Annotated in this window: 26 protein-coding genes and 1 pseudogene; 18 read left to right on the top strand and 9 right to left on the bottom strand. The window is 60.7% G+C overall.

Annotation, left to right across the window (positions count from 1 at the left end):
* Positions 1-87: 87 nt before the first annotated feature.
* The 7 genes from pilM to ASE26_RS07960 are packed head-to-tail and all read left to right on the top strand — an operon-like array spanning position 88 to position 6572.
* Entirely contained in the window at positions 88-1032 is a 945-nt protein-coding gene (pilM, locus tag ASE26_RS07990) for a pilus assembly protein PilM (protein WP_055926598.1), read from the top strand.
* Positions 1029-1763, top strand: coding sequence for a hypothetical protein (locus ASE26_RS07985; protein WP_055926596.1), 735 nt, complete (start codon positions 1029-1031; stop codon positions 1761-1763). The genes pilM and ASE26_RS07985 overlap by 4 nt, the downstream gene beginning before the upstream one ends.
* Complete coding sequence (locus tag ASE26_RS07980; RefSeq protein ID WP_055926594.1) at positions 1760-2455, top strand: hypothetical protein; 696 nt, start codon at positions 1760-1762, stop codon at positions 2453-2455. Before ASE26_RS07985 ends, ASE26_RS07980 begins: the two co-directional genes overlap by 4 nt.
* The gene (locus tag ASE26_RS07975; protein ID WP_055926592.1) at positions 2452-2808 is read left to right on the top strand and encodes a hypothetical protein; all 357 of its coding nucleotides are present in this window, start codon (positions 2452-2454) and stop codon (positions 2806-2808) included. Before ASE26_RS07980 ends, ASE26_RS07975 begins: the two co-directional genes overlap by 4 nt.
* Positions 2805-4586, top strand: a complete 1782-nt coding sequence (mshL, locus tag ASE26_RS07970) for a pilus (MSHA type) biogenesis protein MshL (RefSeq protein WP_373922073.1) — start codon at positions 2805-2807, stop codon at positions 4584-4586. Before ASE26_RS07975 ends, mshL begins: the two co-directional genes overlap by 4 nt.
* A 1-nt stretch (position 4587) precedes the next feature.
* A complete protein-coding gene (locus ASE26_RS07965; protein ID WP_055926587.1) occupies positions 4588-5487 on the top strand; it encodes an ExeA family protein in 900 nt (299 codons plus the stop codon).
* Entirely contained in the window at positions 5484-6572 is a 1089-nt protein-coding gene (locus ASE26_RS07960; protein ID WP_055926586.1) for a tetratricopeptide repeat protein, read from the top strand. Before ASE26_RS07965 ends, ASE26_RS07960 begins: the two co-directional genes overlap by 4 nt.
* 21 nt (positions 6573-6593) lie before the next feature.
* Here the strand turns inward: ASE26_RS07960 and ASE26_RS07955 are convergent, their stop codons facing one another.
* The 4 genes from ASE26_RS07955 to ASE26_RS07940 all read right to left on the bottom strand — a co-directional run bounded on the left by ASE26_RS07955 (position 6594) and on the right by ASE26_RS07940 (position 9748).
* Positions 6594-7025: a hypothetical protein gene (locus tag ASE26_RS07955; RefSeq protein ID WP_156397886.1), complete on the bottom strand. Its 432-nt coding sequence runs from the start codon at positions 7023-7025 to the stop codon at positions 6594-6596.
* A gap of 30 nt (positions 7026-7055) precedes the next feature.
* On the bottom strand, positions 7056-8045 hold the full coding sequence (locus ASE26_RS07950; RefSeq protein WP_055926582.1) for an HD-GYP domain-containing protein: 990 nt from the start codon (positions 8043-8045) through the stop codon (positions 7056-7058).
* An 18-nt stretch (positions 8046-8063) separates the two neighbouring features.
* Positions 8064-9218 (bottom strand): pyridoxal phosphate-dependent aminotransferase, encoded by a 1155-nt coding sequence (locus tag ASE26_RS07945; RefSeq protein WP_055926580.1) that lies wholly within the window; start codon positions 9216-9218, stop codon positions 8064-8066.
* 80 nt (positions 9219-9298) lie between these two features.
* Positions 9299-9748, bottom strand: a complete 450-nt coding sequence (locus ASE26_RS07940; protein ID WP_055926578.1) for a putative toxin-antitoxin system toxin component, PIN family — start codon at positions 9746-9748, stop codon at positions 9299-9301.
* A gap of 32 nt (positions 9749-9780) precedes the next feature.
* On the opposite strand from ASE26_RS07940, the gene yaaA reads away from it, so the two are divergent.
* Positions 9781-10539 (top strand): peroxide stress protein YaaA, encoded by a 759-nt coding sequence (gene yaaA, locus ASE26_RS07935; protein ID WP_055926576.1) that lies wholly within the window; start codon positions 9781-9783, stop codon positions 10537-10539.
* A 48-nt stretch (positions 10540-10587) separates the two neighbouring features.
* On the opposite strand, the gene ASE26_RS07930 is transcribed toward yaaA, so the two are convergent.
* On the bottom strand, positions 10588-11385 hold the full coding sequence (locus ASE26_RS07930; protein WP_055926575.1) for an outer membrane protein assembly factor BamD: 798 nt from the start codon (positions 11383-11385) through the stop codon (positions 10588-10590).
* An 83-nt stretch (positions 11386-11468) separates the two neighbouring features.
* On the opposite strand from ASE26_RS07930, the gene ASE26_RS07925 reads away from it, so the two are divergent.
* The gene (locus ASE26_RS07925) at positions 11469-12551 is read left to right on the top strand and encodes an RluA family pseudouridine synthase (RefSeq protein ID WP_055926573.1); all 1083 of its coding nucleotides are present in this window, start codon (positions 11469-11471) and stop codon (positions 12549-12551) included.
* The gene (gene pgeF, locus ASE26_RS07920; RefSeq protein WP_057245945.1) at positions 12552-13373 is read left to right on the top strand and encodes a peptidoglycan editing factor PgeF; all 822 of its coding nucleotides are present in this window, start codon (positions 12552-12554) and stop codon (positions 13371-13373) included.
* Here the strand turns inward: pgeF and ASE26_RS07915 are convergent.
* Positions 13363-13605 (bottom strand): hypothetical protein, encoded by a 243-nt coding sequence (locus ASE26_RS07915; protein WP_373922072.1) that lies wholly within the window; start codon positions 13603-13605, stop codon positions 13363-13365. The two genes, pgeF and ASE26_RS07915, sit on opposite strands and share 11 nt — an antisense overlap.
* Here ASE26_RS07915 and phaC point away from each other — a divergent pair.
* From phaC to ASE26_RS07890, 5 genes are all read left to right on the top strand, one after another.
* Positions 13598-15319 carry a class I poly(R)-hydroxyalkanoic acid synthase gene (gene phaC / locus ASE26_RS07910; protein WP_057245943.1) on the top strand — a complete coding sequence of 574 codons (1722 nt, stop codon included), beginning with the start codon at positions 13598-13600 and terminating at the stop codon, positions 15317-15319. The two genes, ASE26_RS07915 and phaC, sit on opposite strands and share 8 nt — an antisense overlap.
* Before the next feature lie 97 nt (positions 15320-15416).
* The gene (gene phaR / locus ASE26_RS07905) at positions 15417-15971 is read left to right on the top strand and encodes a polyhydroxyalkanoate synthesis repressor PhaR (RefSeq protein WP_055926565.1); all 555 of its coding nucleotides are present in this window, start codon (positions 15417-15419) and stop codon (positions 15969-15971) included.
* A 106-nt stretch (positions 15972-16077) separates the two neighbouring features.
* A complete protein-coding gene (rimO, locus tag ASE26_RS07900) occupies positions 16078-17469 on the top strand; it encodes a 30S ribosomal protein S12 methylthiotransferase RimO (RefSeq protein ID WP_055926563.1) in 1392 nt (463 codons plus the stop codon).
* A 90-nt stretch (positions 17470-17559) separates the two neighbouring features.
* Complete coding sequence (locus tag ASE26_RS07895) at positions 17560-18723, top strand: cystathionine beta-lyase (RefSeq protein WP_055926561.1); 1164 nt, start codon at positions 17560-17562, stop codon at positions 18721-18723.
* Between the two features lie 415 nt (positions 18724-19138).
* Positions 19139-20512 carry a hypothetical protein gene (locus ASE26_RS07890; protein ID WP_057245942.1) on the top strand — a complete coding sequence of 458 codons (1374 nt, stop codon included), beginning with the start codon at positions 19139-19141 and terminating at the stop codon, positions 20510-20512.
* A gap of 1 nt (position 20513) precedes the next feature.
* Here the strand turns inward: ASE26_RS07890 and ASE26_RS07885 are convergent, their stop codons facing one another.
* Together ASE26_RS07885 and ASE26_RS07880 are read right to left on the bottom strand one after the other, a co-directional pair.
* Positions 20514-20876, bottom strand: coding sequence for a hypothetical protein (locus tag ASE26_RS07885; protein ID WP_055926557.1), 363 nt, complete (start codon positions 20874-20876; stop codon positions 20514-20516).
* A gap of 9 nt (positions 20877-20885) precedes the next feature.
* Complete coding sequence (locus ASE26_RS07880; protein WP_055926555.1) at positions 20886-21233, bottom strand: GFA family protein; 348 nt, start codon at positions 21231-21233, stop codon at positions 20886-20888.
* A 68-nt stretch (positions 21234-21301) separates the two neighbouring features.
* Between ASE26_RS07880 and ASE26_RS07875 the strand changes: the two genes are divergently transcribed.
* The 3 genes and pseudogenes from ASE26_RS07875 to ASE26_RS31405 all read left to right on the top strand — a co-directional run.
* Positions 21302-22495, top strand: coding sequence for a CaiB/BaiF CoA-transferase family protein (locus tag ASE26_RS07875; RefSeq protein WP_055926553.1), 1194 nt, complete (start codon positions 21302-21304; stop codon positions 22493-22495).
* A 131-nt stretch (positions 22496-22626) separates the two neighbouring features.
* Positions 22627-23166 (top strand): GNAT family N-acetyltransferase, encoded by a 540-nt coding sequence (locus ASE26_RS29735; protein ID WP_229207064.1) that lies wholly within the window; start codon positions 22627-22629, stop codon positions 23164-23166.
* Between the two features lie 186 nt (positions 23167-23352).
* Positions 23353-23562: pseudogene (locus tag ASE26_RS31405) on the top strand (hypothetical protein); the annotation flags it as partial.
* On the opposite strand, the gene serB reads toward ASE26_RS31405, so the two are convergent.
* The gene (gene serB, locus ASE26_RS07865) at positions 23559-24404 is read right to left on the bottom strand and encodes a phosphoserine phosphatase SerB (RefSeq protein ID WP_055926813.1); all 846 of its coding nucleotides are present in this window, start codon (positions 24402-24404) and stop codon (positions 23559-23561) included. The pseudogene ASE26_RS31405 and the gene serB sit on opposite strands and share 4 nt — an antisense overlap.
* Positions 24405-24418 lie beyond the last annotated feature (14 nt).

Here is a 24418-nt window from a genome sequence, read left to right as displayed (position 1 = left end):
CACCGGGGCTGAACAATGGCAAAATATGGCATATTAATCAAACAATTACGATTGTTTCTTCATCTAAAAGTTTGAAGACAGGGCGCGATGCGATTCTTTTCGAAAGCTAAAAAGGAAAAAGACGCCTGGCTGGTGTTTGCGCCTATGCCGCAAGGCATGGCGTTGGCGACGATGCGCCGGCACGGCGCAAGCACGCCTGTGCTGCTTGGCTGTGTGGAGGCGGGACTTGAAGGCCAGGGCGCCGACGAGGCGCTGGCGCGCGCGGCGCGTTCGCGCAATGCCGCGCGATTCCGCTGTAGTACGCTGCTCTCGCCCAGCGAGTACCAGCTGTTGACGCTGGAGGCACCCAACGTTCCGCAAGATGAACTGAAGACGGCCGTGCGCTGGCGTATGAAGGACATGCTCGACTTCCACGTCGACGACGCGACCTTCGATGTGATGGCGATTCCGGTGGAGCGCGCCAGCGGCCGCACGCCCAGCATGTTCGTGGTGGCGGCACGTAATAGCGTGATCCGCCAGCGCCAGGAACTGTTCTTCGGCGCCGACATCGACCTGGAGGTGATCGACATTCCGGAGACAGCCCAGCGCAACGTATCGGCTTTGCTGGAGCAGGAGGGACGCGGCCTGGCGATGCTGTCGATCGGCGCGCAGGGCGGCCTGTTGACCGTCACTTACCAGGGCGAGCTGTATCTGGCGCGCCGGATCGATGTCACGCCGGCACTGCTGGACGAGGGCGATGCCGATCGCCGCCATGCCGCACTGGACCGGCTGATGCTGGAGATCCAGCGTTCGCTCGACCACTTCGAGCGGCAGTTCGGCTTTGTTTCAATCTCCAGGATGGCGCTGGCCCCCGGCTGCGGCGAGCCGCTGCTGAATTACCTGTCGTCGAATATGTATATGCCGGTAGTCCAATGCAACCTGGCGGAAGTGATCGACCTGTCCGCTGTGCCTGAGTTGCAGGACAGCGCGCAGCAGGCGCATTACTTCTTCGCCCTCGGCGCAGCATTGCGCCAGGAAGTGATCGCGCCATGAGCCAGCAGATCAACCTGTTCAACCCGATCTTCATGCGGCAGCGCCACAGCCTTGGCGCGCGCGGCATGGCGCTCGCCCTGCTGGCCATGGCGGCCGGCACCATTGCGATCACCATTTTCGCCGACCAGCAGTTGCAGCCCTTGCGCAAGCAGGCGTCGCAGCAGGAGATGCGCTTGAAGGAGCGGCAGGCGCGGGTGCAGGCGGTGGCCGCGGAGTTTGCGCCGCGCCCCAGCGACCCGGTCTTGAAGGCTGAGCTGGCAACGAAAGAATCACGCTTGAAATCGCTGCAGCAAGCGATGCAGATGCTGCGCCAGGCCGAAGGCGAAGGCGCCGCAGGCTTCGCCGAGTATTTCCGCGCTCTGGCACGCCAGAGCGTCAGCGGCTTATGGCTGACGGAAGTAGCAGTAGAGGGCGAGCGGCGCGACGTGAGCATGCAGGGCCGCGTGCTGCAGGCGGCGCTGGTGCCGGCCTACCTGTCGCGCCTTGGCGGTGAACCTGTCTTGCGCGGCAAGTCTTTCCAGACCCTGGAATTGGGACCTGCGGCAGTGCAGGCGCCGGCCGCCGACGTGGCCGGGAACATGCCGCTGACAGCGTTGCCGCCGGTTGCAGGCAGCACGGCAGCTGGGGCGCTGGCAGCGGCAGCCGCCCCGGCCGAAGCGCCGCCGCCGGTGCGTTTCCTTGAGTTCCGGCTGCGCAGTACGGCCGCCGTGCCAAGCGGGGTGAACCAATGAAGGCCGCGCTGCTGAAACTGGAACAACGCATTGATGCCATGCCGCTGCCGCAGCGAGCGGCCCTGTTCGCTGCGGGCATCGTGCTGGTCGCCGGCATTGCATGGTTCGGAAAATTCGGACCCATGCTGGCCGAGCGCCAGTCGCTGCATGCCGCCATCCAGCAGGGACAGTCCCAGACCGACACGCTGGACAAGGAAATAGCTGCCACGCTGAAGGCTTACGAGGCGGATCCGAATGCCACCATGCGGCGCCGCCTGGCCACGGTGCAGGAAGAAACGCGCGTAACCAGCGAGGATTTGTTGAACCGCAAACAGGGCATGGTGCAGCCGCAGCGCATCGTCCCGCTGCTGCAACAAATGCTGGCCGGCCATCCCGGGCTGAAGGTGGTGGGGATGAAGACTTTGCCGGTCAGCGGCTTGCGCGACGGACAGTTCGACCAGGCTGTCGCAGCCGCGCAGGGCGCGGCCCCGCAGCCGTCCAGCCAGGCGCCGGCGATCCTGTACCGCCATGGGGTCGAGCTGGTGGTGCAGGGCAGTTATGCCGACCTGCTGGGCTATATGGCAACACTGGAAAAAGTGTCGCCGCGCCTGATCTGGGGCAGCGCACGCCTGAGTGTCATCAAGCATCCTGAGACCAGCCTGAGGCTGACGGTGTACACATTGAGTCTCGACGAAACCTGGGTGAAGCTATGAGAATTATCCTGGCCGCCCTGGTGGCGTTTGCCGCAATGCCGGTATTGGCGCAAACGGCGCTGCCCGACCCGACCAGGCCGCCGCCGGAAGTGCTGGCGCCGCAAACCGAGCGCAGTGGTCCGGCCGTGGCGGTAGTTGCCGCCGGTCCCCAGCTGCAATCGGTGTTGGTGGCGCGCCGCCCGGGCGGGCGCAAGCTGGCAGTGATTGACGGTGCCATTGTCCCCCTGGGCGGGAAGGTGGGCGGCGCCGTGCTGGTCGAGGTACGCGAGAGTGCCGTTGTCCTGCAACGCGGGAAGCAGAAACAAGTATTGAAATTGGTATCATCGGGACAGGATAAGGCGCAACAGCCATGACAGAGAAAACGAGCATCTCGAAAGCTTCACAAATTTGCCGGCTGGCGATGGGCAGCGGCGCATTCGCAATGCTGGCGGCATGTACCCAGACGCCGATGCGCGACACCTACAGCACCATCAGCAACGAGGTGAAAACCGCGGCGCAGTCAGCGGCTGCGGCGCCGGTTCCGCGCCAGGTATCCGACGCCTTGCTGCCGTCGGCCGAACAACTGGCAGGGCAGCTGCCTAAGGCGCGCCCGGTGCTGGAAGAGCGCTTCAATGTCGCCTTCAATGATGTGCCGGCGAGCCAGTTCTTCAATTCGCTGGTGGCAGGCACGCGCTACAACATGCTGGTGCACCCCGAAGTCAGCGGCAATATCACGGCCAACCTGAAGGACGTGACGCTTGCGGAGGCGCTGGAGGCGGTGCGCGAGATGTACGGCTATGACTACCGGATCGAGGGCACGCGCATTTCGATCAAGCCGCTGACCATGCAAAGCCGGATGTTCCAGGTGAATTACCTGACCGCGTCGCGCCGCGGCTCGTCGAACCTGCGCGTGACGTCGACATCGGTGCAGAACGCCGGTAACAACAATAACAACAATAACAATGGTGACTCCAGCAACAACAATCGCCAGAACCGCAATAACAATAATGGCGACCCGAATTCGCCGAATGCCAACGTGCTGGATGAAGCGGCCAATGTCACCACGCGCTCAGAGTCCGATTTCTGGGCCGAGCTGAAGATGTCGCTGGAAGCGATCGTCGGCGCCGGCAAGGATGGGCGCGCCGTCGTCATCAGCCCCCAATCGGGCCTGGTGGTGATCCGCGGCATGCCGGAAGACCTGCGTAACGTCGACCGTTACCTGAAGGCGACCCAGCTGGCAGTCGCGCGCCAGGTGATCCTGGAGGCAAAAATCCTCGAGGTGGAGCTGAGCGAGAAGGCGCAGTCCGGCATCAACTGGGCCGCCTTCGGTTCGCGCATTTCCGCCGGCATGATCGCCCCGGGCACGGCGCTGGCGCCGCGCATTAACGGCGCCAATTCCCTCATAGGCCAGCCGAACGGCTTGCTGGGTACGCCTGGCAGCACGCTGGCAGCTGCCGCCAGTGCGCCAGGTTCGCTGTTCGGCCTGGCGTTCCAGAGCTCCAATTTCGCGGCCCTGATTTCCTTCCTTGAGTCGCAGGGTACGGTGCATGTGCTGTCCAGCCCGCGCATTGCCACACTGAACAACCAGAAAGCAGTGCTGAAGATCGGCACCGACGAATTCTTCGTCACCGGCGTCAGCACCACCACCAATACCAATGCGACCGGCAATGGCACGGTGTCGCCGAATGTCACGCTGCAGCCGTTCTTCTCCGGCGTGGTACTGGACGTTACGCCGCAGATCGATGAAAAAGGCAATATCATCCTGCACGTGCACCCGTCGGTGAGCCAGGTATCAACGGTGAACAAGAATATCAACCTGGGCAATGCCGGCAGCCTGAACCTGCCGCTGGCGGCATCCGCCACTTCGGAGATGGACAGCATGGTGCGCGGCGAGAACGGCAGCGTGGTGGCGATCGGCGGCCTGATGCGCCAGTCGACCAGTGCCGACCGCTCGCAAATCCCGGTTGCCGGCCGCATCCCTGTGATTGGCGGCTTGTTCCGCAGCACGGCCGACACCATCCAGAAGCGTGAGCTGGTGGTCCTGATCAAGCCCACCATTGTCGATACGGCCAGCGACTGGAGCCACGACCTGATGGAAAGCAGCCGCCGCATCGACCTTCTCGATCCGAAGCAGTCGACGGGGCGCCGCTGATATGTACGAGAGCCACTTCGGCTTGCGCGAGGCGCCGTTCGGCATTACGCCGGACACCAGCTTTTTCTTCAAGAGCCCGCACTCGCAGGAGGCGCTGAACACCTTGCTGGTGGCTGCGCGCAGCGGCGAAGGATTCATCAAGATCACGGGCGAAGTCGGCACCGGCAAGACCCTGCTGTGCCGGACGTTCATGAAAACGCTTGGCGACGATTTCGTCACGGCCTACTTGCCCAATCCGCTGCTTGAGCCACGCACCCTGATGCTGGCCCTGGCCGATGAACTGGAATTGCCGCTGGCGAGCGACGTCGACCAGCACCAGTTATTGAAGTCGCTGACCGCGCGTTTGCTGGAACTGGCGGCGCAAGGCAAGCGTGTCGTGCTGTGCGTCGACGAGGCGCAGACGATCCCGCGCGAAAGCCTGGAAGCGCTGCGCCTGCTGACCAACCTGGAAACGGAAAAACGCAAGCTGCTGCAGATTGTCCTGTTCGGGCAGCCGGAACTCAATGAGCATTTGCAGGTGCGGTCGATCCGCCAGTTGGCACAGCGCATAACGTTCCAGCACGACCTGGGCGGCTTGACGCGCGACGACATGGAGTACTACCTGGCGCACCGGCTGCGCGTGGCGGGCTTTACGGGGGCGCGCCTGTTCAGTAAAGGGGCGGTGCGCAAGCTGTTCGCTGCCAGCCGGGGCATCCCGCGCCTGGTTAACATCATTGCGCACAAGGCCATGCTGGTCGCATACGGCCAAGGGCGCCAGCGCATTGATGCGCACCACGTGAAACTGGCCGCCAAGGATACCGCGGTGGCCAGCCGGCGCGGATGGCCGTGGCTGGCCACGGGACTTGCCCTGGCAGCACTCGCTGCCGCGGGCGCTTTGCTGTCTTATCGTTTGAGCTTATGAGCCTGATTAACAAAATGCTGCAGGACCTGGATGCCAGGGGCGGCGCTCCACAAGGGAGCGGCCTTTCCGATTCCGTGCAGGCGGTCCAGTACGGGACTTCGCGCAACCGCACGGTCTTGCTGGCTCTCGCCGGAGTGATTATTGTCGCCTGCGTCGCCACTTTCGCAGGCTGGCGCTATATGCGCAATGTGCCCGCGGATGCGGCTGCGACGCCCGTCGCGGGAGTTATCCGCCAGGCGCCGGTTGCAGAAAAGCCGCAAGCGACACCGCCGGAACAGATGGTCGATGGCTTGCAACTGCCGGCCGCGGACGCGGTGGCGGCTGTTGCAGCACCTGCCAACGATGCAGCCAGGGAAGGCGCCACAGTTGCGGCAGCTCCGGCCAAGCGCGAAGCCGGCAGCAATGGCGCCAAGGCAGCGGGGCGCAAGAGCGACAACGTCGCCATGGCGGCGCCTAAAACGCAAGCGCGCGCCCAGGCAAATCCTGGCGGCGCCGTAACTCCGGCATCGCGCGAGCCAGGCGCACAGGCATCAGCGACGGCACTGTTCCAGCGTGCCCAGGACAAGCTGGCGTTCGGGCGCGTGGCGGAAGCAATTGCGGACCTGGAAGCGGCGCTTGAGATGGACCAGCGCTACCTGGCTGCGCGCGAGACGATTGTCGGCGTGCTGGTGGAGACCGGCCAGCAGGCCGATGCAATGCGCCATTTGCGGCGAGCCCTGGCGCTGAATCCGGAACAGACCGGCATGGCCATGCTGCTGGCACGCCTGCAACTGGAACATGGCAGCGGCGCCCTGGATACGCTGGAAAAGAGCCTGCCTTACGCCCAATCGAATCCCGATTACCGGGCGATGCTAGGCGGTGTGCTGGAGCGGGCTGGCCGGCATCGCGAGGCGGCGGAGCATTACCGGGCTGCCGTGCAACTGCAGCCTGCCAATGGCATCTGGTGGATGGGCCTGGGGATTGCGCTGCAGGGCGACAAACGTGAGGCTGAGGCCAAGCCGGCTTTCCAGCGTGCGCTGGATTCCGGCCGCCTCTCGCCGGAACTGCAATCCTTTGTCGAACGGCGCTTGCAGCAATTAAATTAAGTGTCGACCTGCATTCATTCACTACCCGGCATGGCTCGCAAAATAGTAGACCAGCCACCTGTTGTCCGAAGTTCGACGCAAGCTGACACCCAGTAGGCAAGCCCCCTCGAATTCGACGCGCACTTCGTCCATATCGATGCTTTGCCCGCGAATCAGCCTGCGCAGCCGGTTTCCATTAGTCTGGGGTGGAGAGCTCCAGACGAATCGGCCACTCAAGCAGGTGTGACGCTGGGTGAACTGTTGCAGATCCGCTGGGGTCTTGCCGACATAGCCGTTCTTGGTCGTCAACTCGAAGGCGTTTTCATAATCGCCACTTCGCAACCTGAATAAAAAAGTCTCGGCTACGGATACAGCCTCCGCTTGGCCATACTCTGCCTTCGCCCAAACAAAGAATCCGGTAATGGCTGATGCCAAAGCAAGGCAACCGAAGAGTGCGCGCGCACCAAATTTCAATCTCACGTTCAAACCCAGGTGTGGTGCAAGTCAAAGCGCGGCTTGCGCGCCCCAGATCTGCTTCATGCTGAAGCGCAGTTCGGCCTGGTCCTCGGTGAGGGCTTCGAGGATTGCGCACTGCGGCTGGTCGGTGCGGCGATGCACTGACGCTGCCAGCGATTTGCCTGCCGCATCGCGCATGCAGTGCACCTCCAATACGCCGTCGCCGCTGTCACGCGCGGTCACCACACCCATCTCGCCGTTCGCCAGGCGCACCAGGACCCCGGGCGGATATTTGCCGACCTGGCGGTGGAACTGCTCCTGCAAGAACGGATCGGCAGGATGCAGCGGATCGTGCAGGAGCTTCTCAAGCGCCTTGTCCGGCAGCATCGAGCAGCGGTAGTTGCGCGCCGAGACCCGTGCGCAATAGCGGTCGGCCAGGCTAAGCAAGCGCGCGTTGTTGGTGATCTGTTCGCGCGTCATGCCGGCCGGGTAGCCGGTGCCGTCGTCATTCTCGTGGTGCATCAGGACGCAGGAAATCCATTCGTCGTCCTCAACGCCGGCATACTTCAGGATCTCCGCGCTGTCTTCCGGATGGCGGCGCACAATCGCCATTTCTTCGCTATTCAGCGTGCCCGGCTTGCTCTGGAAATTATCGTGATGGCGCAGCATCCCCACATTCATGGTCAATGCCGCCGCCGTCAGCGAAACCACTTCATCCGAAGCCTTGTCCAGGCCGCGCGCTACGAGAATCACCACGATGGCGGTTTCAATGCAGTGGCGTACCGCATAGGTGCCTGCGATCTGGTTCAGGAACAGGCAGGCCAGTGCGATTTCGGGATTCATTTCGACCGCGCGAACTACTTCGCGCGCGATGTTGCGCAAATCGGCATCCGCATTGCGTTCATTGCGCAAATCCCCCAACAACTTTTCCAGGCGCTTGTTGGCCAGGTTGAGTTCATGCAGCACGGACGGCGGCGGCTCCAGCCGCGATCCGCCTTCCATGCCCAGGTCCTGTAAGCTGTTGAGGTACTGGTTCATAATCTGTCCCCGAAGTGGTTACACGCGCGCCAGTCGCTCCAATGCGAGCGCCAGCGTCTCGTCTTTCTTGGCAAAGCAGAAGCGCACAATGCCCGAATCCTTGCCGTTGCGGTAGAACGCCGATACAGGAATGGCGGCGACCTTGATTTCGCTGGTCAGCCATTCCGCAAATTCCGCTTCCGAGTGTGACGAAATGCGGTCATAGCGCACGCATTGGAAGTAGGTGCCATCCGCAGGCAACAGTTCGAAGCGGCTGCCTTCCAGTCCCCTGCGGAACAAGTCGCGCTTGCGCTGGTAAAAGGCCGGCAGCCCAATATATGGCGCAGGGTCTGCCATGTAGCTGGCGATGCCGTGCTGCATGGGCGTATTCACGGAGAACACGTTGTACTGGTGGACCTTGCGGAATTCGACCGACATCATGATTGGCGCAGCGACATAGCCGACCTTCCAGCCGGTGACGTGATACGTCTTGCCGAAGCTGGATACGACGAACGAGCGCTCGGCCAGGTCTGGATAGCGGCACATCGACTCGTGGAGGTGGCCGTCGTAGACCATGTGCTCGTAGACTTCGTCGGACAGGATCAGGATGTCGGTGTCGCGCACGATTTCACGAAGCGCGTCCATGTCGGCGGCGCGCAGTACGCTGCCGGTTGGATTGTGCGGCGTATTGATGATGATCATGCGCGTGCGCGGCGACACGGCTGCCTCCACGCGGGTCCACGGTACGCTGAAGCCGCCGTGCGCCGCCAGTTCCATCTGCACCAGCACCGGCACGCCGCCCGCCAGTTCGATGGCGGGCAGATAGCTGTCATAAGCCGGCTCGATGACGATCACTTCGTCGCCGGGGTGCACGCTGCACAGGATGGCGGTGGTCAGGGCTTCCGTCGCACCGGGCGTGACGGTGATTTCGGTATTGACGTCGTAATGGTGGCCGTAGGAGCGACTGATCTTGTCGGCAATGGCCTGGCGCAGTTCGAGCGCGCCAACGCCGGTCGGGTACTGGTTGTAACCTTCGCGCATGGCGACGGTGACCATGTCGACCAGCTTCGGGTCGCAGGCGAAATCCGGGAACCCCTGGCCCAGGTTGACCGCGCCATGCTGCCCAGCCAGGGCCGACATGCGCGAAAAAATGGTGGTGCCGATGTGGGGCAGGCGGGAAGTCAGTTGTTTCATCGTGCTCAGGAAATGGACATTTTTTCCATTCTAGCGCAGCCAAATAAAACAAGTGTTGCCCCGAGGGTAAAACTGGAATGTCAAGCCTCCAGGCTCCATTTTTCCGGCAGCATGACCTTGAACATGCCGGCTTTCGCCAGCCGCTTGGCCAGCTTGAGCAGGGCCTTGTCCTTGGTGATCAGGATGTCGGCCTGGGCGTCGCGCGCCAGTTCCAGGAACTTCTGGTCGTCGCGGTCGGTGCAAACCGGCAGCCGTGCGCCGGATTCCGGCGGCTGCACCACCTTGATGTATTGGTCGAAGCGGGCCGCACTGGCGGGACGCGTACTTTCATCGAGCGGCAGGTGAGGGTAGTTCAGGACGAACAGGTATTCGGCGCGGCAGTCGGCACGCGTGATCGCTTCGACCGCGCCGCTTTCAATCGCCGCCAGCAGCGATGCCCAGCGCGGGTCCTGGAAAACGAACAGGTCGAGGCAGACATTGGTATCGATAACGATGCGCTTCGGTGCAACTTGTGGTGGAACAGGTATCATGTCGGGGTTTTTCGTTTTGGATTTTGAATCTTATGCTGATTGTGCTGTCGCCTGCAAAAAGTCTTGACCTGGAAACCCCGCCAACCACCAAACTCGCAACGCAGCCTGCGTTCCTCGATCATTCGGAGCAGCTGATCGAACGCCTGCGCGATTTTTCGCCCAACCAGCTGGGTGAGCTGATGGACCTCTCCGATGCCTTATCGGCGCTGAACGTGGCGCGCTACGCAAGCTGGACCAAGGATACCAGCGAGGCACGCCAGGCGGTCATGACCTTCAACGGCGACGTCTACGATGGTCTCAATGCGCGCGCGATGTCGGCCAGGCAGCTTGATTACACCCAGTCGCGCATCCGTATCCTGTCCGGCCTGTACGGCATGCTGAAGCCGCTGGACCTGATCCACGCGCACCGGCTGGAAATGGGCACCCGCCTGCAAAACCCGCGCGGCAAGAATCTTTACGAATTCTGGGGCGACATGATTACCGAGGCGCTGAACAAAGAGGGTTCGCCGGTGCTGGTAAACCTGGCTTCGGACGAGTATTTCAAGTCGGTCAAACCGAAGAAGCTGGCAATGCCGGTCATCACGCCAGTGTTCGAGGACTGGAAGGGCGGCAAGTACAAGATTATTTCCTTCTTCGCCAAACGCGCGCGCGGCATGCTGGCGCGGTATGCGGCGGTAAACAACATCACCGACCCGGCCAAGCTGAAGAAGTTCGATGTGGATGGCTACAAATTCGAAGCTGACGCCTCGAACGATACTACCTGGGTATTCCGCCGCAAGATCGCGGCCTGACGACAGCCCGGTGCCGGGCCCTGTGGGCCAGGCACCGGATTGCCGGTCTTACCAGATGTTGTACCAGGCCTTCTTCTTGAAACCGTCCTCCGCCAGCATCTTGCTGTCAGGGAAATTCTTGTCGAAGACGCGCTTGGTATCATCGCGCAGGGTGAAGTTGCCCATCTTGTCGTAGCCGCGATACATGATGGCCAGTGCTTCTTCGATCGACGGCGAATCCGCGTAATCGGTCAGTACGCCCTGGGCGCGGTTGATTGCTGCCAGGTAGGCGCCGCGGCGGTAGTAGTAACGCGCCACGTACACTTCATACTTCGCCATCGCATTGATCAGGTACTTCATGCGATCAATCGAATCCGGCGCGTATTTGCTTTCAGGAAACTTTTCGACCAGTGCCTTGAAGGCGGCGAACGCTTCGCGGGTTGCTTTCGGGTCGCGTTCTGCCGGATCCTGTTCGTACAGGAAGTTCAGCAAACCGATCGAATCGTTGAAGTTCACCAGGCCACGCAGGTAGTACATGTAGTCAACGTTCGGGTGGTTCGGGTGCAGCTTGATAAAGCGCTCCACTGCGGCCAGCGCCTGTGCCTGGTCTTGCGACTTGTAGTGGGAATAGGCGATTTCCATCTGCGCCTGTTGCGCATAAGTGCCGAACGGATAGCTGGATTCGAGGCGTTCGAACAGCTGAACGGAACGTTCATAGTTGCCGCTGGCCTGTTCTTCCTTGGCCTCCGAGTATAATTTCGTTGCGGACCAGCCTCGAGTCTCGTCTGCACGTTCTGGTAACAGGCCACAAGCTGACAAACTAAACAGTACGACTGTTGCTGCAACTACTGATAATTTTTTTTGCATGTTGATGTGCAAGGAATCGTTAACCAAAATACTAAACTTGGCTGATTATAGCCGATGGGAATGCTGTGATATTGAAACCTGAGATGAATTCGGCAGAACAAGTGCCTGATAATGATTTTGACGCCGATTTTGAAGGTGATTTAACGGCCGATCCCCTCGCGCCGATCGAGCTCGAACTGAGCAAGTCCGACTGCGGCGAGCGCCTGGACAAGGTTGTGGCCCGCCTGGTGCCGCAGTTTTCGCGCGGCCGCCTGCAATCCTGGATTGAAGAAGGCCATGTTACTGTCGATGGCAAGCCGGCCAAAGTCCGCGCCACCGTCTATGGCGACGAAAAAATCCTGGTCATTCCGCAGCCGGCACCGGAAGACGTGGCATTCGCGCCTGAAGACGTGCCGCTGGACGTGGTTTTCGAGGACGACAACCTGCTGGTGATCAATAAACCGGCAGGCCTGGTGGTTCACCCGGGCGCCGGCAACTGGTCCGGCACCATGCTGAACGGCTTGCTGCATCGCTGGCCGCAGCTGGGTGGCGTGCCGCGCGCCGGCATCGTGCACCGCCTGGACAAAGATACCAGCGGCTTGATGGTGGTGGGCAAGGACTTGCCGACCCAGACCGACCTGGTGCGCCAGCTGCAGGCGCGTACCGTGAAACGCGTGTACTGGTGCATCGTATGGGGCACGCCGCGCATGAGCGGCACCATCGATGCGTCCATGGGCCGCGACCAGAAGGATCGCGTCAAGATGGCGGTATCGACCAGTATGGGCTCCAAGCCTGCGATTACGCATTACCAGCGCCTGGCTGAAGGCGTGCTGGACGGCCGTCCGGTATCGCTGGTGCAGTGCCGCCTGGAGACGGGCCGCACCCACCAGATCCGCGTCCACATGGCGCACCTGGGTTTCTCGCTGATCGGCGACCAGGTCTACGGCAAGCAGCACATGGCCGGCGTGTTCCCGCGCCAGGCGCTGCAGGCGCGCCGCCTCGGCCTGGTGCATCCGGTGACCGGCGAGCCGGTGGAGTGGCTGGTGCCGCTGGCGGATGACTTCAAGGAGCTGATGGAGCGCGCGGCCATCGAGGAGCCGGATGAATCGGTCCTGTCGGCTGCCGCCTCCGAGCACGGCGAATACGAAGACTACGACATCTACGACGACGAATTCGACGACGAATAAATGCAGCAATCTTTCCAAGGGGCCCAATGGCTGGTGCCTGACTGGCCCGACGCCCCCGCCAATATCGGTTTTGTCTGTACCACGCGGCGCGGTGGCGTGAGCCCGGAGCCGTACGGACCGGGGCCGCAGGCCATCCCCACCACGGGCGGCGGCTTGAACCTCGGCGTCCACGTCGGCGACGATCCATCGAATGTGGCATTTAACCGGGCCATCCTGCGCGGACGCTTGCCGAGCGAGCCGGCCTGGCTGTCGCAGGTCCACGGTACTGCCGTGGTCCGCGCCGACCGTCTTGGGCGGGGCGAAGTGCCGGAGGCGGATGCCAGCTTTGCTGCCATGCCGGGAGCCGTGTGTGCCATCCAGACGGCGGATTGCCTGCCGGTCCTGCTGGCGAACCGCGCCGGCAGCGTGGTCGGCGCAGCCCACGCTGGCTGGCGCAGCCTTGCCGGCGGCATCCTGGAGGCGACGGTGGAAGCCATGCGTGCCGAGGCAGGCGAGGGCGAGATCATCGCCTGGCTTGGCCCGGCGATCGGCCCGCAGGAATTCGAGGTCGGTGAAGACGTCCTGTCGGCCTTCCTGGCCAGCGCCGATGGCGCGGCTGTGGAGGAAGCGGCAGTACGCGCCGCCTTCGTCGCAAGACCGGGAATCCCGGGCAAGTACCTGGCGGACATTTATGCGCTGGCGCGGCTTGCGCTGCGCAGGGTGGGGGTGACGGCGGTGTCTGGCGGCGGTTTATGCACGGTTACCGACGCCAGCCGCTTCTATTCCTACCGCAGGGACAAGGTCACCGGAAGACAGGCGACTTTGATCTGGATCAAGGAGTAGGCGGATCATCACGACGGGCGGCTTCGGCTGCCCGTTTGCGTTTGCGGCGTTTGCCGCCAGTTAGATAAAATAGTATTCCTAATGGCAACACGCCGTACAGCAGGAAAGTCATGATCCCGGCGACCACGGTTGGTTCCGTGAACGCCATCAGGATGGTGACGTAGAGCCAGGCAACAGCAACAATCAACATAAGTAGTCTTTTTAAATTCTGAATGGACTCAAAAATGAACATGCCCGACCCGCAAGCCTTCGCAAACGCATGGATGGCGCAAATCAGCGATCCAAACCAATGGCAATCCTGGTTCAAGATGATGCCGGAGATGGATGCTGTCCCTGGCGCCGCGCTGCTGCGCGATGCCGGCGCCACCGTGCGCCCTGAAGCGATGGAGCAGCTGCAAAACCAATACATGGGCGAGTTCGGTGCGCTGTGGCAGGAGTTCCTGACCACCGGTAAAGCGCCTTCCTTGAAGGATCGGCGCTTTTCGTCCGAAGCCTGGCAGGGCAACCCGGTGTCCGCGTTCAATGCGGCATCATACCTGTTAAACAGCAAATTCCTCATGCAAATGGCGGAAGCCGTTGACGCGAGCCCCCACCAGAAACAGAAGATCCGCTTCGCCGTGCAGCAACTGGTCGACGCGATGTCGCCCGCCAACTTCCTGGCTACGAACCCGGAAGCGCACCAGAAACTGATCGAAACCAAGGGTGAAAGCCTGACCAAGGGCCTGGCCAACCTGCTGGGCGATATCCAGAAGGGCCATATTTCCCTGTCCGACGAAAAGGCGTTCGAAGTGGGCCGCAACCTGGCCACTACCGAGGGCCAGGTGGTGTACGAGAACGAGCTGTTCCAGCTGATCCAGTACACCCCGCTGACCAAGACCGTGCACGAGCGCCCGCTGCTGATGGTGCCGCCTTGCATCAACAAGTACTACATTCTCGACCTGCAGCCCGAGAACTCGCTGGTGCGCTACGCGGTGAAGCAGGGCAACACCGTGTTCCTGGTCTCCTGGCGCAATCCTGACCAGTCGCTGGCCGGCACCACCTGGGACGATTACATCGAGAAGGGCGTGATCAACGCCATCAGCATCGCCCGTGAAATTACCAGGCAGGACAAGCTGAACGTGCTGGGTTTCTGCGTCGGGGGTACCTTGGTGTCAACAGCGCTGGCGGTGCTGGCGGCGCGCGGCGAACAGCCGGCGGCCGGCATCACGCTGCTGACCACTTTCCTGGACTTCAGCGATACCGGCGTGCTGAACGTGTTCGTGGACGAGCCACAGGTGCAGTTGCGTGAGCAGACCCTGAAATCCGGCGGACTGATGCCGGGACGCGACCTGGCAAGCACATTCTCCAGCCTGCGCCCGAACGACCTGGTGTGGAACTATGTGCAGTCGAACTACCTGAAGGGCAACGAGCCGCCGCCGTTCGACCTGCTGTACTGGAATTCCGACTCGACCAACCTGCCAGGCCCGATGTTCTGCTGGTACTTGCGCAACACCTATCTGGAAAACAGCCTGAAAGTACCGGGCAAGCTGACCGTGGCCGGCGAAAAAGTCGACCTGTCGAAGATCCAGGCGCCGGCCTTTATCTATGCTTCGCGTGAAGACCATATCGTGCCGTGGAATTCGGCCTACCAGTCGACCAAGCTGCTGAACAACAAGAATCCGGAACTGAACAAGTTCATCCTGGGCGCCTCCGGCCACATTGCCGGCGTGATTAATCCGGCCGCGAAGAAAAAGCGCAGTTACTGGACCAATGATGCCCGCCCGGCCTCGCACGATGAGTGGTTCAATGGTGCGGCCGAACATCCGGGAAGCTGGTGGGGTGAATGGGCGGAGTTCCTGGCGGCGAATGGCGGCAAGGACGTGAAGGCGCGCAGCAAACTGGGCAGCGCCAGTTATGAACCGATCGAGCCAGCACCTGGGCGTTATGTAAAGGCAAAGGCAGATTGAACCTCGGCAACGTTAAGTTGCAATGCAATATTGTCGTGCCAAAAGCTTTTTTTTCGCCCTATAATGGGCTTGAAAATATTATCAACGGGACACAGCGATGAGTAGTGCAAAGAAAAGTACTGAACGTTTGATTAAGAAATACCCAAATCGCCGTCTTTACGATACCCAGACCAGTTCCTACATTACCCTGACGGATGTGAAGCAACTCGTGCTCGATGCCGAGGAATTCACCGTCGTTGACGCCAAGTCAAATGAAGACCTGACTCGCAGCATCCTGCTCCAGATCATCCTGGAAGAGGAAGCGAGTGGCGTTCCGATGTTCTCGACCGACGTACTGGCACAAATCATCCGCTTCTACGGTCATGCAATGCAGGGCATGATGGGCTCTTACCTGGAAAAGAATATCCAGGCATTTACTGATATCCAGCGCAAATTCACGCAGGGCGCCGCGACGTTCGATGGCAATTCCTTTAGCCCCGAAATGTGGACCCAGTTTATGAACGTGCAAGCGCCTATCATGCAGGGCATGATGAATAACTACATCGACCAGTCGAAGAGCCTGTTTGTGCAAATGCAGGAGCAAATGCAGAACCAGAGCAAGAATATCTTCGGCACCTTCCCGTTCGCGCCGCCTCCGGCCGATAAAAAGTAAGTCAAAAAAATAGGGGCATTCCCGATTTTTCCGCTGTGCGGAAAATGGGATATGCCCCTATTTTTTGATATAATGGTGGATTGCCCTGAATCATCAGCTCTCTGCCATGCAATCCAAGCAAATCATTCGCCTCACTCCCGCCGACGGCACTCCAGCCCCAAAAGTAGGTTTTGTCTCCCTCGGCTGCCCGAAAGCGCTGGTCGACTCCGAACAGATCCTGACCCAGCTTCGCGCTGAAGGCTACGAAACCGCCAAGTCCTACGACGGCGCCGACCTCGTGATCGTGAACACCTGCGGCTTCATCGATGCTGCGGTGCAGGAATCGCTGGACGCCATCGGCGAAGCGCTGGCCGAAAATGGCAAGGTCATCGTGACCGGCTGCCTGGGCGCCAAAAAAGATAAAGACGGTGACGACATCATCCAGAAGGTCCACCCGAAGGTGCTGGCCGTAACCGGTCCGCACGCTGTGGGCGAGGTGATGGCCCAGGTGCACACCCACCTGCCGAAGCCGCACGAGCCGTTTATCGACCTGCTGCCGCCACAGGGCATCAAGCTGACCCCGAAGCATTATGCTTACCTGAAGATTTCCGAAGGTTGTAACCACCGCTGCTCGTTCTGCATCATCCCTTCGATGCGCGGCGACCTGGTATCGCGCCCGATCGCTGAATTGATGCTGGAAGCGGAGAACCTGTTCAAGGCCGGCGTGAAGGAACTGCTGGTGATTTCGCAGGATACTTCCGCTTACGGCGTGGACGTGAAGTTCCGTTCCGGCTTCTGGAATGGACGTCCGGTGAAGACCCACCTGACCCAGCTGACCCAGTCCCTGGCCGAGTTGGCCAAGCAGTATGGCGCGTGGGTGCGTATGCACTATGTCTATCCTTACCCGCACGTGGATGAGATCATCCCGATGATGGGCGACGGCCATATTCTGCCTTACCTGGACATTCCGATGCAGCACGCGCATCCGGATGTGCTGAAGCGCATGAAGCGCCCGGCCTCCGGCGAGAAGAACCTCGAGCGCATCCTGAAATGGCGCGAAATGAATCCGGGCCTGACGATCCGTTCAACCTTTATCGCTGGCTTCCCAGGCGAGACTGAGGCCGAATTCGAGTACCTCCTGGACTTCCTGAAGGAAGCGCAGATTGACCGCCTGGGTTGCTTCGCATACTCGCCAGTGGAAGGTGCCACCGCCAACGAACTGGCCAACCCGGTGCCGGAAGAAGTGCGCGAAGAGCGCCGTGGCCGTGTGATGCTGCTGCAGGAAGAGATTTCGCGCAATCGCTTGAAGGCCAAGGTTGGCACGACGGTGAAAGTGCTGATCGATGAACTGACGCCTAGCGGCGCGATTGGCCGCTCGGCTGCGGATGCGCCGGAAATTGATGGCGTGGTGCACGTCAAGCGTCCGTTCGATCCGAAGAAGAAGCTGGCGGTTGGGCAGTTCTTTGATGTTGAGATCACCACTGCCGATGCGCACGACCTGTGGGGCGAGGCGCAGTAAAACCGGTAAACCAGGGTCTGACCCATAGGGTCAGACCCTGTCTGTTCAGCGGCCGCGGAATTCGATTCGGTTTTGGTTAGAATAGGTCCCATGACCAAAAAGCACCTCCAAACCCAAATCATCCACACGGACTACGTGCCGCCCGAAGGCTTCGCCGCTTTCCCCAGCGCCATCCACCACGCGTCCACCGTCCTGTTCAAGAACGTCGCCGCCATGCGCTCTGGCGACTGGAAAGAAAAGAACGCCTATACCTACGGCCTGCACGGCACTCCTACCACGTTCACGCTGGAGGCCCGCCTTGCCGAAATCGAAGGCGGCACGCACTGCCTGCTGGCCCCCAGCGGCCTGGCAGCCATCGCCATGTGCAATTTCGGGCTGCTGAAATCCGGCGACGACGTCCTCTTGCCCGACAACGTCTACAGCCCCAACCGCGACCTCGCCAAATGGATGTCGAACGACTTCGGCATCACAGCTCGGCTGTACGACCCGATGATCGGCGCCGGCATCACAGAGCTGATCCAGCCCAGCACAAAACTGATCTGGACTGAGGCTCCCGGCTCGGTTTCGATGGAAGTGCCGGACCTGCGCGCGATCTGCGACGCCGCGAAGCAAAAGGGCGTGCTGGTCGCACTCGACAACACCTGGTCCGCCGGCCTGGCGCTGCGCGGCTTCGACCTTGGCGTCGATATCGTGATGCAGGCGCTGACCAAATACCAGTCCGGCGGCTCCGACGTGCTGATGGGGGCCCTGGTCACCCGCGATCCACTGCTGCATGAACGCCTCAGCATGGCCCACATGCGGCTGGGCATGGGCGTCAGCGCCGACGATACCTACCTCGTGCTGCGCAACCTGCCCACACTCAAGATTCGCTTCGAAACCCACGACGCATCCGCGCGCAAAGTGGCAAGCTGGCTGAAGGCCCGTCCCGAGATCCGCAAAGTGCTGCACCCGGCATTCGAAGACTGCCCCGGCCACGAAAACTGGAAGCGTGACTTCACCGGCGCCGGCGGCCTGTTCTCGGTCCTGTTCGACGAAAAGTTCACCGAAGCGCAGACCGACCGCTTCGTGGACTCGCTCGAACTGTTCGGCATCGGCTATAGCTGGGGCGGCGCGCACAGCCTGTGCATTCCCTACCGCATCCAGGCCATGCGCAAGAGCTGGAAAGAGAAGGGCACCCTGGTCCGCTTCAACATCGGCCTCGAAGATCCCGACGACCTGATCGCGGACATCGAGGGCGCCTTGGCAAAGCTGTGAGTATGGTCGATTGGCGCCAGGAGCTGAATCGAATTGCTGTCGAGTTCTGGTGTGACGTGGGAGACTTGGGCGAGCTCCCGGTAGTCGCGGAACTTGCAAACGATGAGCTCGGCGAGGCACATCCTGAGATCTGGGATTTCTATGGCGACCTTTCGGGTAAGACAAAAGCCTGAAAATTTGCCTGATATTGCAGTAGGCTGGATGGGAGATCTGTGGAACAACTGCGACTGGTGCGACGATAGCTGGACTCATGAAAATTCACCATCACTGGTCGAAGAGGTGCGCAAGGTCGCAGCGTTCCTCGCGAACCGCTAGTTAGCTATCTATGCGATAGATCAATACAATGGCGTGCGCGTATTGATCGAGTCTCCCTACTTGCTTAAATTGGTCGGACATCAAGCGAGGGGAGACCGTCATGCAAATTCTTAAGATTGCAGCAGGCGCCGTGCTGTGTGGCGCTACTTGTTTGATTTCCGCGGCACCACCATCCAGCTATATGCCCGTGGTGGCGAAGGAAGATTTTCAGACCACATTTGAGCGGATGAAGGCGGCGCGGGCGGGCTTGCTGCGTGAGCAGGCGGCTTTCCTTGAAACCCGCTATGACTTGTCGAACCGGCCTGCGAACGGGGTCACCATGTTCCGCGGCAAACCGGTCCAGGAGGGCATCCGGGTCAAACTGCCGCGCGGTGCCACCTGGGACAAACTGGGCGCCATGAGCCCGGACGAAATCCGCGAGAAAAGCCTTTATCCGCTGGGCTTCCTGCCGTTGCCGCACCCGAATCATCCGGAAGGCGGCATGCTGTTCCCGCAGTTCCACATTGACGAAATCAAGAAGCAGGAACAGCGCGACCTCAATCGCTTCGACCTGGCGTTCGACTTCCCCGATCACCTGCTGCCGGAATTTCCCGCCCCGATGTTCCTGACCACGCGCCCGGACCTGGGCGACGTCTCGAAGGGCAAGCTGCTGACCATCGATAACTTCCACCAGATGTTCAACGGCATCCTGAATCCCAAGCAGCTTGAGGGCTTGCGCCTGCTGCTGACGCCATTTCCGCAGCAACAATTCAACCAGTCCGAAGACCGCCGCTCGGAACGGCCAAGCCGCGGCGTCACCTGCTTTGACTGCCACGCGAATGGACACACCAACGCTTCAACCCACCTGGCAGGCGATGCGCGGCCGCAGGCATTCCGCCACCGCATTGATACCCCATCTCTGCGTGGTGTCAACCTGCAGCGGCTGTTCGGTTCGCAGCGCGCGCTGAAATCGGTGGAGGATTTCACGGAGTTCGAACAGCGTGCGGCGTATTTTGACGGCGACCCGGTGATCGCGACCAAGAAGGGCGTCAACGTATTGGAACGGGGCAGCCAGGTGCACTTCATGGCCGAATTCCAGGAACTGCTCGACTTCCCGCCCGCGCCAAAACTGGGCGTCACCGGCAAGCTCGATCCGCGCAAGGCCAATGAACAAGAGTTGCGCGGCCAGGCGCTCTTTTTCGGCAAGGCCCAGTGCGTGACGTGCCACACACCGCCGCATTTCAGCGACAACATGATGCATAACTTGCACACGGAGCGATTCTTCAAACAGCATGAAGCGAAGGGCGCAATGATGGTGGGCGATGGCCCGATCAAGACTTTCCCGCTAAGGGGCATCAAGGAATCGCCGCCTTACCTGCATGACGGGCGGTTGCTGACGCTCGAGGATACGGTCGAATTCTTCAACCTGATCCTCGAGACGAAACTGACTGCGGCAGAAAAGGCCGACCTGGTGGCCTTCCTGCGCACGTTATGAATTAATTGCCGACCGGGGCGTTGTTATTGAGGGCAGAGATGCCGCGAATCAGGCGGTAGATTTTCCACAGCCATGCGCCGCCCCAGACCATCAGGGCGAACAGCATGCCGAAAATGGTGATGAACAGCAGCCAGCCAATGGCCATCCACACCAGGTACCACCAGAACGAGCGGATCATCCATCCATGGTGGCTGTGGACGAAGGTACCGGCGCTGTCATCGCGTTTGATGTAATTCAGGATCAGGGGAATAAAGGACGCGGCGCCGAGCGTGAAGAATACGCTCAGGCCGTGGCCGAGGTACAGCCAGAACGCCCAGTCCTTGGCGGAGCGGGTCTGTTCGTCGAACACGAGTTCTTGTGCCATATTGGTTCCTTACAGTTTGCGTCCGTCGTAATGCGTGACAGGGTAAGCGCCCAGTTCAATGTCTTCCAGCACGTTGGCATTGACTGCTGCCATAAGTCCGCCGCCAGGGGCAATTCCCTCGCCATAGGTGTGGATGCCGCACTTCGGGCAGAAGCGGTGCTTGATGACGTGCTTGTTGAAAACATAGGTTGCCTGGTCTTCTTCCGGCGTCAGCAATTTCAGGCTGGTGCGCGGTATGAACCACATCAACGCGCCCTTGCGCTGGCAGATGGAACAGTTGCAGGCTACCAGGCCTTCGATATTGCCTTCTGCTTCAAACTTCACATTGCCGCAATGGCAGCTTCCCTTGTACAGCATTTTTCGCCTCCGGTTAGAATGATTGGTTTGGCGCTAATGATAATGTAATTGCAAGAGGAGTGTGCGAAATGGCGGGTCCGCTGCAGGGAATTAAAGTTATCGAAATCGGGACGCTGATCGCTGCGCCGTTCGCAGCGCGGCTGATGGCGGAGTTCGGGGCGGAAGTCATCAAGGTTGAAGCGCCGGGCGAGGGCGACCCGATCCGCAAATGGCGCAAGCTGCACAAGGGGACCTCGCTCTGGTGGTACCTGCAGTCGCGTAACAAGAAGTCCATCTCCATCAACCTGAAGGCGCCGGAGGGCATCGACCTGGTCAAGCAGCTGTGCGCGGATGCCGATGTGCTGATCGAGAATATGAAGCCGGGCGCGCTGGAGAAGCTGGGCCTGGGCTGGGACTTGCTGCACGCCTTGAATCCCAGGCTGACCATGGTGCGTATTTCCGGCTACGGCCAGACCGGCCCGTATAAAGACCGTCCGGGCTTCGGCGCGATTGGCGAGGCAATGGGCGGGATTCGCTACACCACGGGTGAGGCGGGCGGCGTGCCGGCACGCGTTGGCGTGAGCCTTGGCGATTCGCTGGCCTCCTTGCATGCTGTGATGGGCGCGCTGATGTCGGTGTTGCGTGTGAAGATGGGCCATGGCGATGGCCAGGTGGTTGATGTGTCGCTGGTCGAGAGCGTGTTCAACCTGATGGAATCGCTGGTGCCGGAGTATGACCTGCTGGGCCATGTGCGCGAACGTAGCGGCGGTGCGCTGCCGGGCATTGCTCCTTCCAACACCTATCCGACGCGCGATGGCTCTTATGTGGTCATTGCAGGCAATAGCAATCCGATTTACAAGCGCCTGATGCATGCAATCGGCCGCGCCGACATGGCGGATGACCCGCAGTTCGCACAGAACGACGGCCGCGCGGCACAGGAAAAGCTGATCGACGCCGCAATCGCCGGTTGGACTTCCGCGCATACCATTGACGAAGTGCTGGCGGTGCTGGAGCGCGCCGAGGTGCCGGCGGGCCGGATCTACTCGGTCAAGGATATCGTCGCAGACCCGCATTATCAGGCGCGCGACATGTTGCTGGACACGGAGCTGCCGGATGGGGTGCACGTGAAGATGCCGGGTATCGTACCGAAGCTATCGGAGACGCCAGGTGAAGTGCGTTGGCAAGGGCCGACGCTGGGCGAGCACACTGACAGCGTTTTGTCATTGCTGGGCGTCAGTGCGGCCGAAATCTCTGCTCTGCGCGAACGCGGCATTGTGGCCTGAGCTTTAGCCGTCAAGCCCAAAATCTTGATCAGAAAAATGCGTGCTAGCGCAATGATGTCTTTGGCTTTTGGAGCTGCGCAGGCGAAGGATTGCCGGAAGCCTTCGACTTGAAGCTCGATTAAGCAGACCAGATGAAGGCAAGTCCGTTTCCAGACCTATCAATGTCCATGCCACTAAACTTGCACTTCGAAAACCTGCTGGCTTCACATCTCGACGAGCTGGCCGGAGTCCTGCTCCATCCTGCCGTCTATCTGCACATCGAAGAGAAGCCACCAAGCCTTTCGGAGTTCAAGCTCGGACTGGAGCGTGCAATTGCGGGACCTGGCGAGGATGTTAAGGGAGAGCTTTGGCTTAACTATCTTGTGCGCGACGAAGCCGGGTCGATGCTTGGGCGCCTTGAAGCGACGGTACATCACCAATTAGCCGAAGTTGCGTTCCTTTTTGGGCCTCAATATTGGGGCCGTGGACACGCCGCGACAGGATTATTATGGCTTCACGAAGAACTGGAGCGAGGCTTTGCAGTCACAGAGTTCTGGGCCACGACTACCCCGGAAAATGATCGTTCGCAGGCACTCCTGCGTCGCTGCGGGTACATTGGGTCAGAGCTTCCGGCATGCCCTCTTTATAGCTTCGCGCCTGGCGACCTTATTTTTCAACGAAGTTCGAATTAAGCGGGATGTGACATGAGGACCGCAGGAATTCCCTCATCAGCGGTAGGCGCTGCTCGAAGAGACCAACAACTTGGCTCTACACAACGTCGCGAACCGGAGATCGAGTTTTTACTCATCCTTCTTTCCCGCCGGGGTCACGATTGAAGTGCCGAACCTCGATTCCGATTGCAGTATTCGCCAAGACGCGATGCCGGGCGAGTCGACATTGCTGATCGCTACCAGGACCTGGCGATAGCCTGGAATTGCCTCGGCGAGTTTGGCGCATCACTTCAGGAGCGATTCCTGGTCCAGTACGGTGTCCATAAGCTGGACCGAAGAAAGCTCCAGTTTCACTGCTGGATGAACTGTTCTGATCGCCGAAAATGTCCGATTGCCGGACCTGACCCCGACTTTTAATGCGCTAGGAGGTTGAGGATGCCGTCCAGGCCGACGTAGTTGAGGGCGACGTTGGCTTGTTCGCGCACGACCGGTTTCGCGCGGAAGGCGACCGACATGCCGGAGATGCTCATCATCTTCAGGTCGTTGGCGCCGTCGCCCATGACGATCGCTTGCTCGGGCAGGATGCCGATGGCGGCGCATACGTGTTCGACGGTGCTGCGCTTGACGGTGGCGTCGACGATCTCGCCGATTACCTTGCCGGTCAGTTTGCCGTCAACGATTTCCAGTTCGTTGGCGCGGGTGAAGTCGAGGCCAAGGCGGGCTTTCAGGCGTTCGGTGAAGAAGGTGAAGCCGCCCGATACCAGCAGGGTTTTCAGGCCGGCGGCTTGTACGGCTCTCAGCATGTCTTCGGCGCCCATCGACAGGCGCAGGCGTTCTTCGTAGACGCGTTCCAGGGCGGATGCGTCCAGGCCTTCCAGCAGCGCCACGCGGCGTTTCAGGCTTTCGGAGAAATCGAGCTCGCCGCGCATGGCGGCTTCGGTGATCTCGGCGACTTGCGGCTTCAGGCCCTGCATGTCGGCGATTTCGTCGATGCATTCGATGGTGATCAGGGTCGAATCCATGTCCATCGCTACCAGCTTGAATTCGTCCAGTCGGCGCAGGCCCATCATGTAGGTGGCATCGAGCTGGGCTGCCTGGGCCGCGATTTCGATGGTCTGGCGCAGGGCCGGGGTGAAGCTGATTCCTTCGCAGCGCAGGGCGTTGCCGGATATGGCCACCACGTTCTTGGGTGCGGTCAGGGCGGCGATGCGCTGCAGGCGGGCGGTGCATTCGCCGACGCCTTGCAGCACAAGGTTCATGGTCATGTCGTTGT

Origin of the sequence: Duganella sp. Root198D2 (assembly GCF_001428585.1) — a bacterium.
Lineage (GTDB): Bacteria > Pseudomonadota > Gammaproteobacteria > Burkholderiales > Burkholderiaceae_D > Rugamonas.
This window is presented reverse-complemented; position numbering and strand designations above follow the sequence as displayed.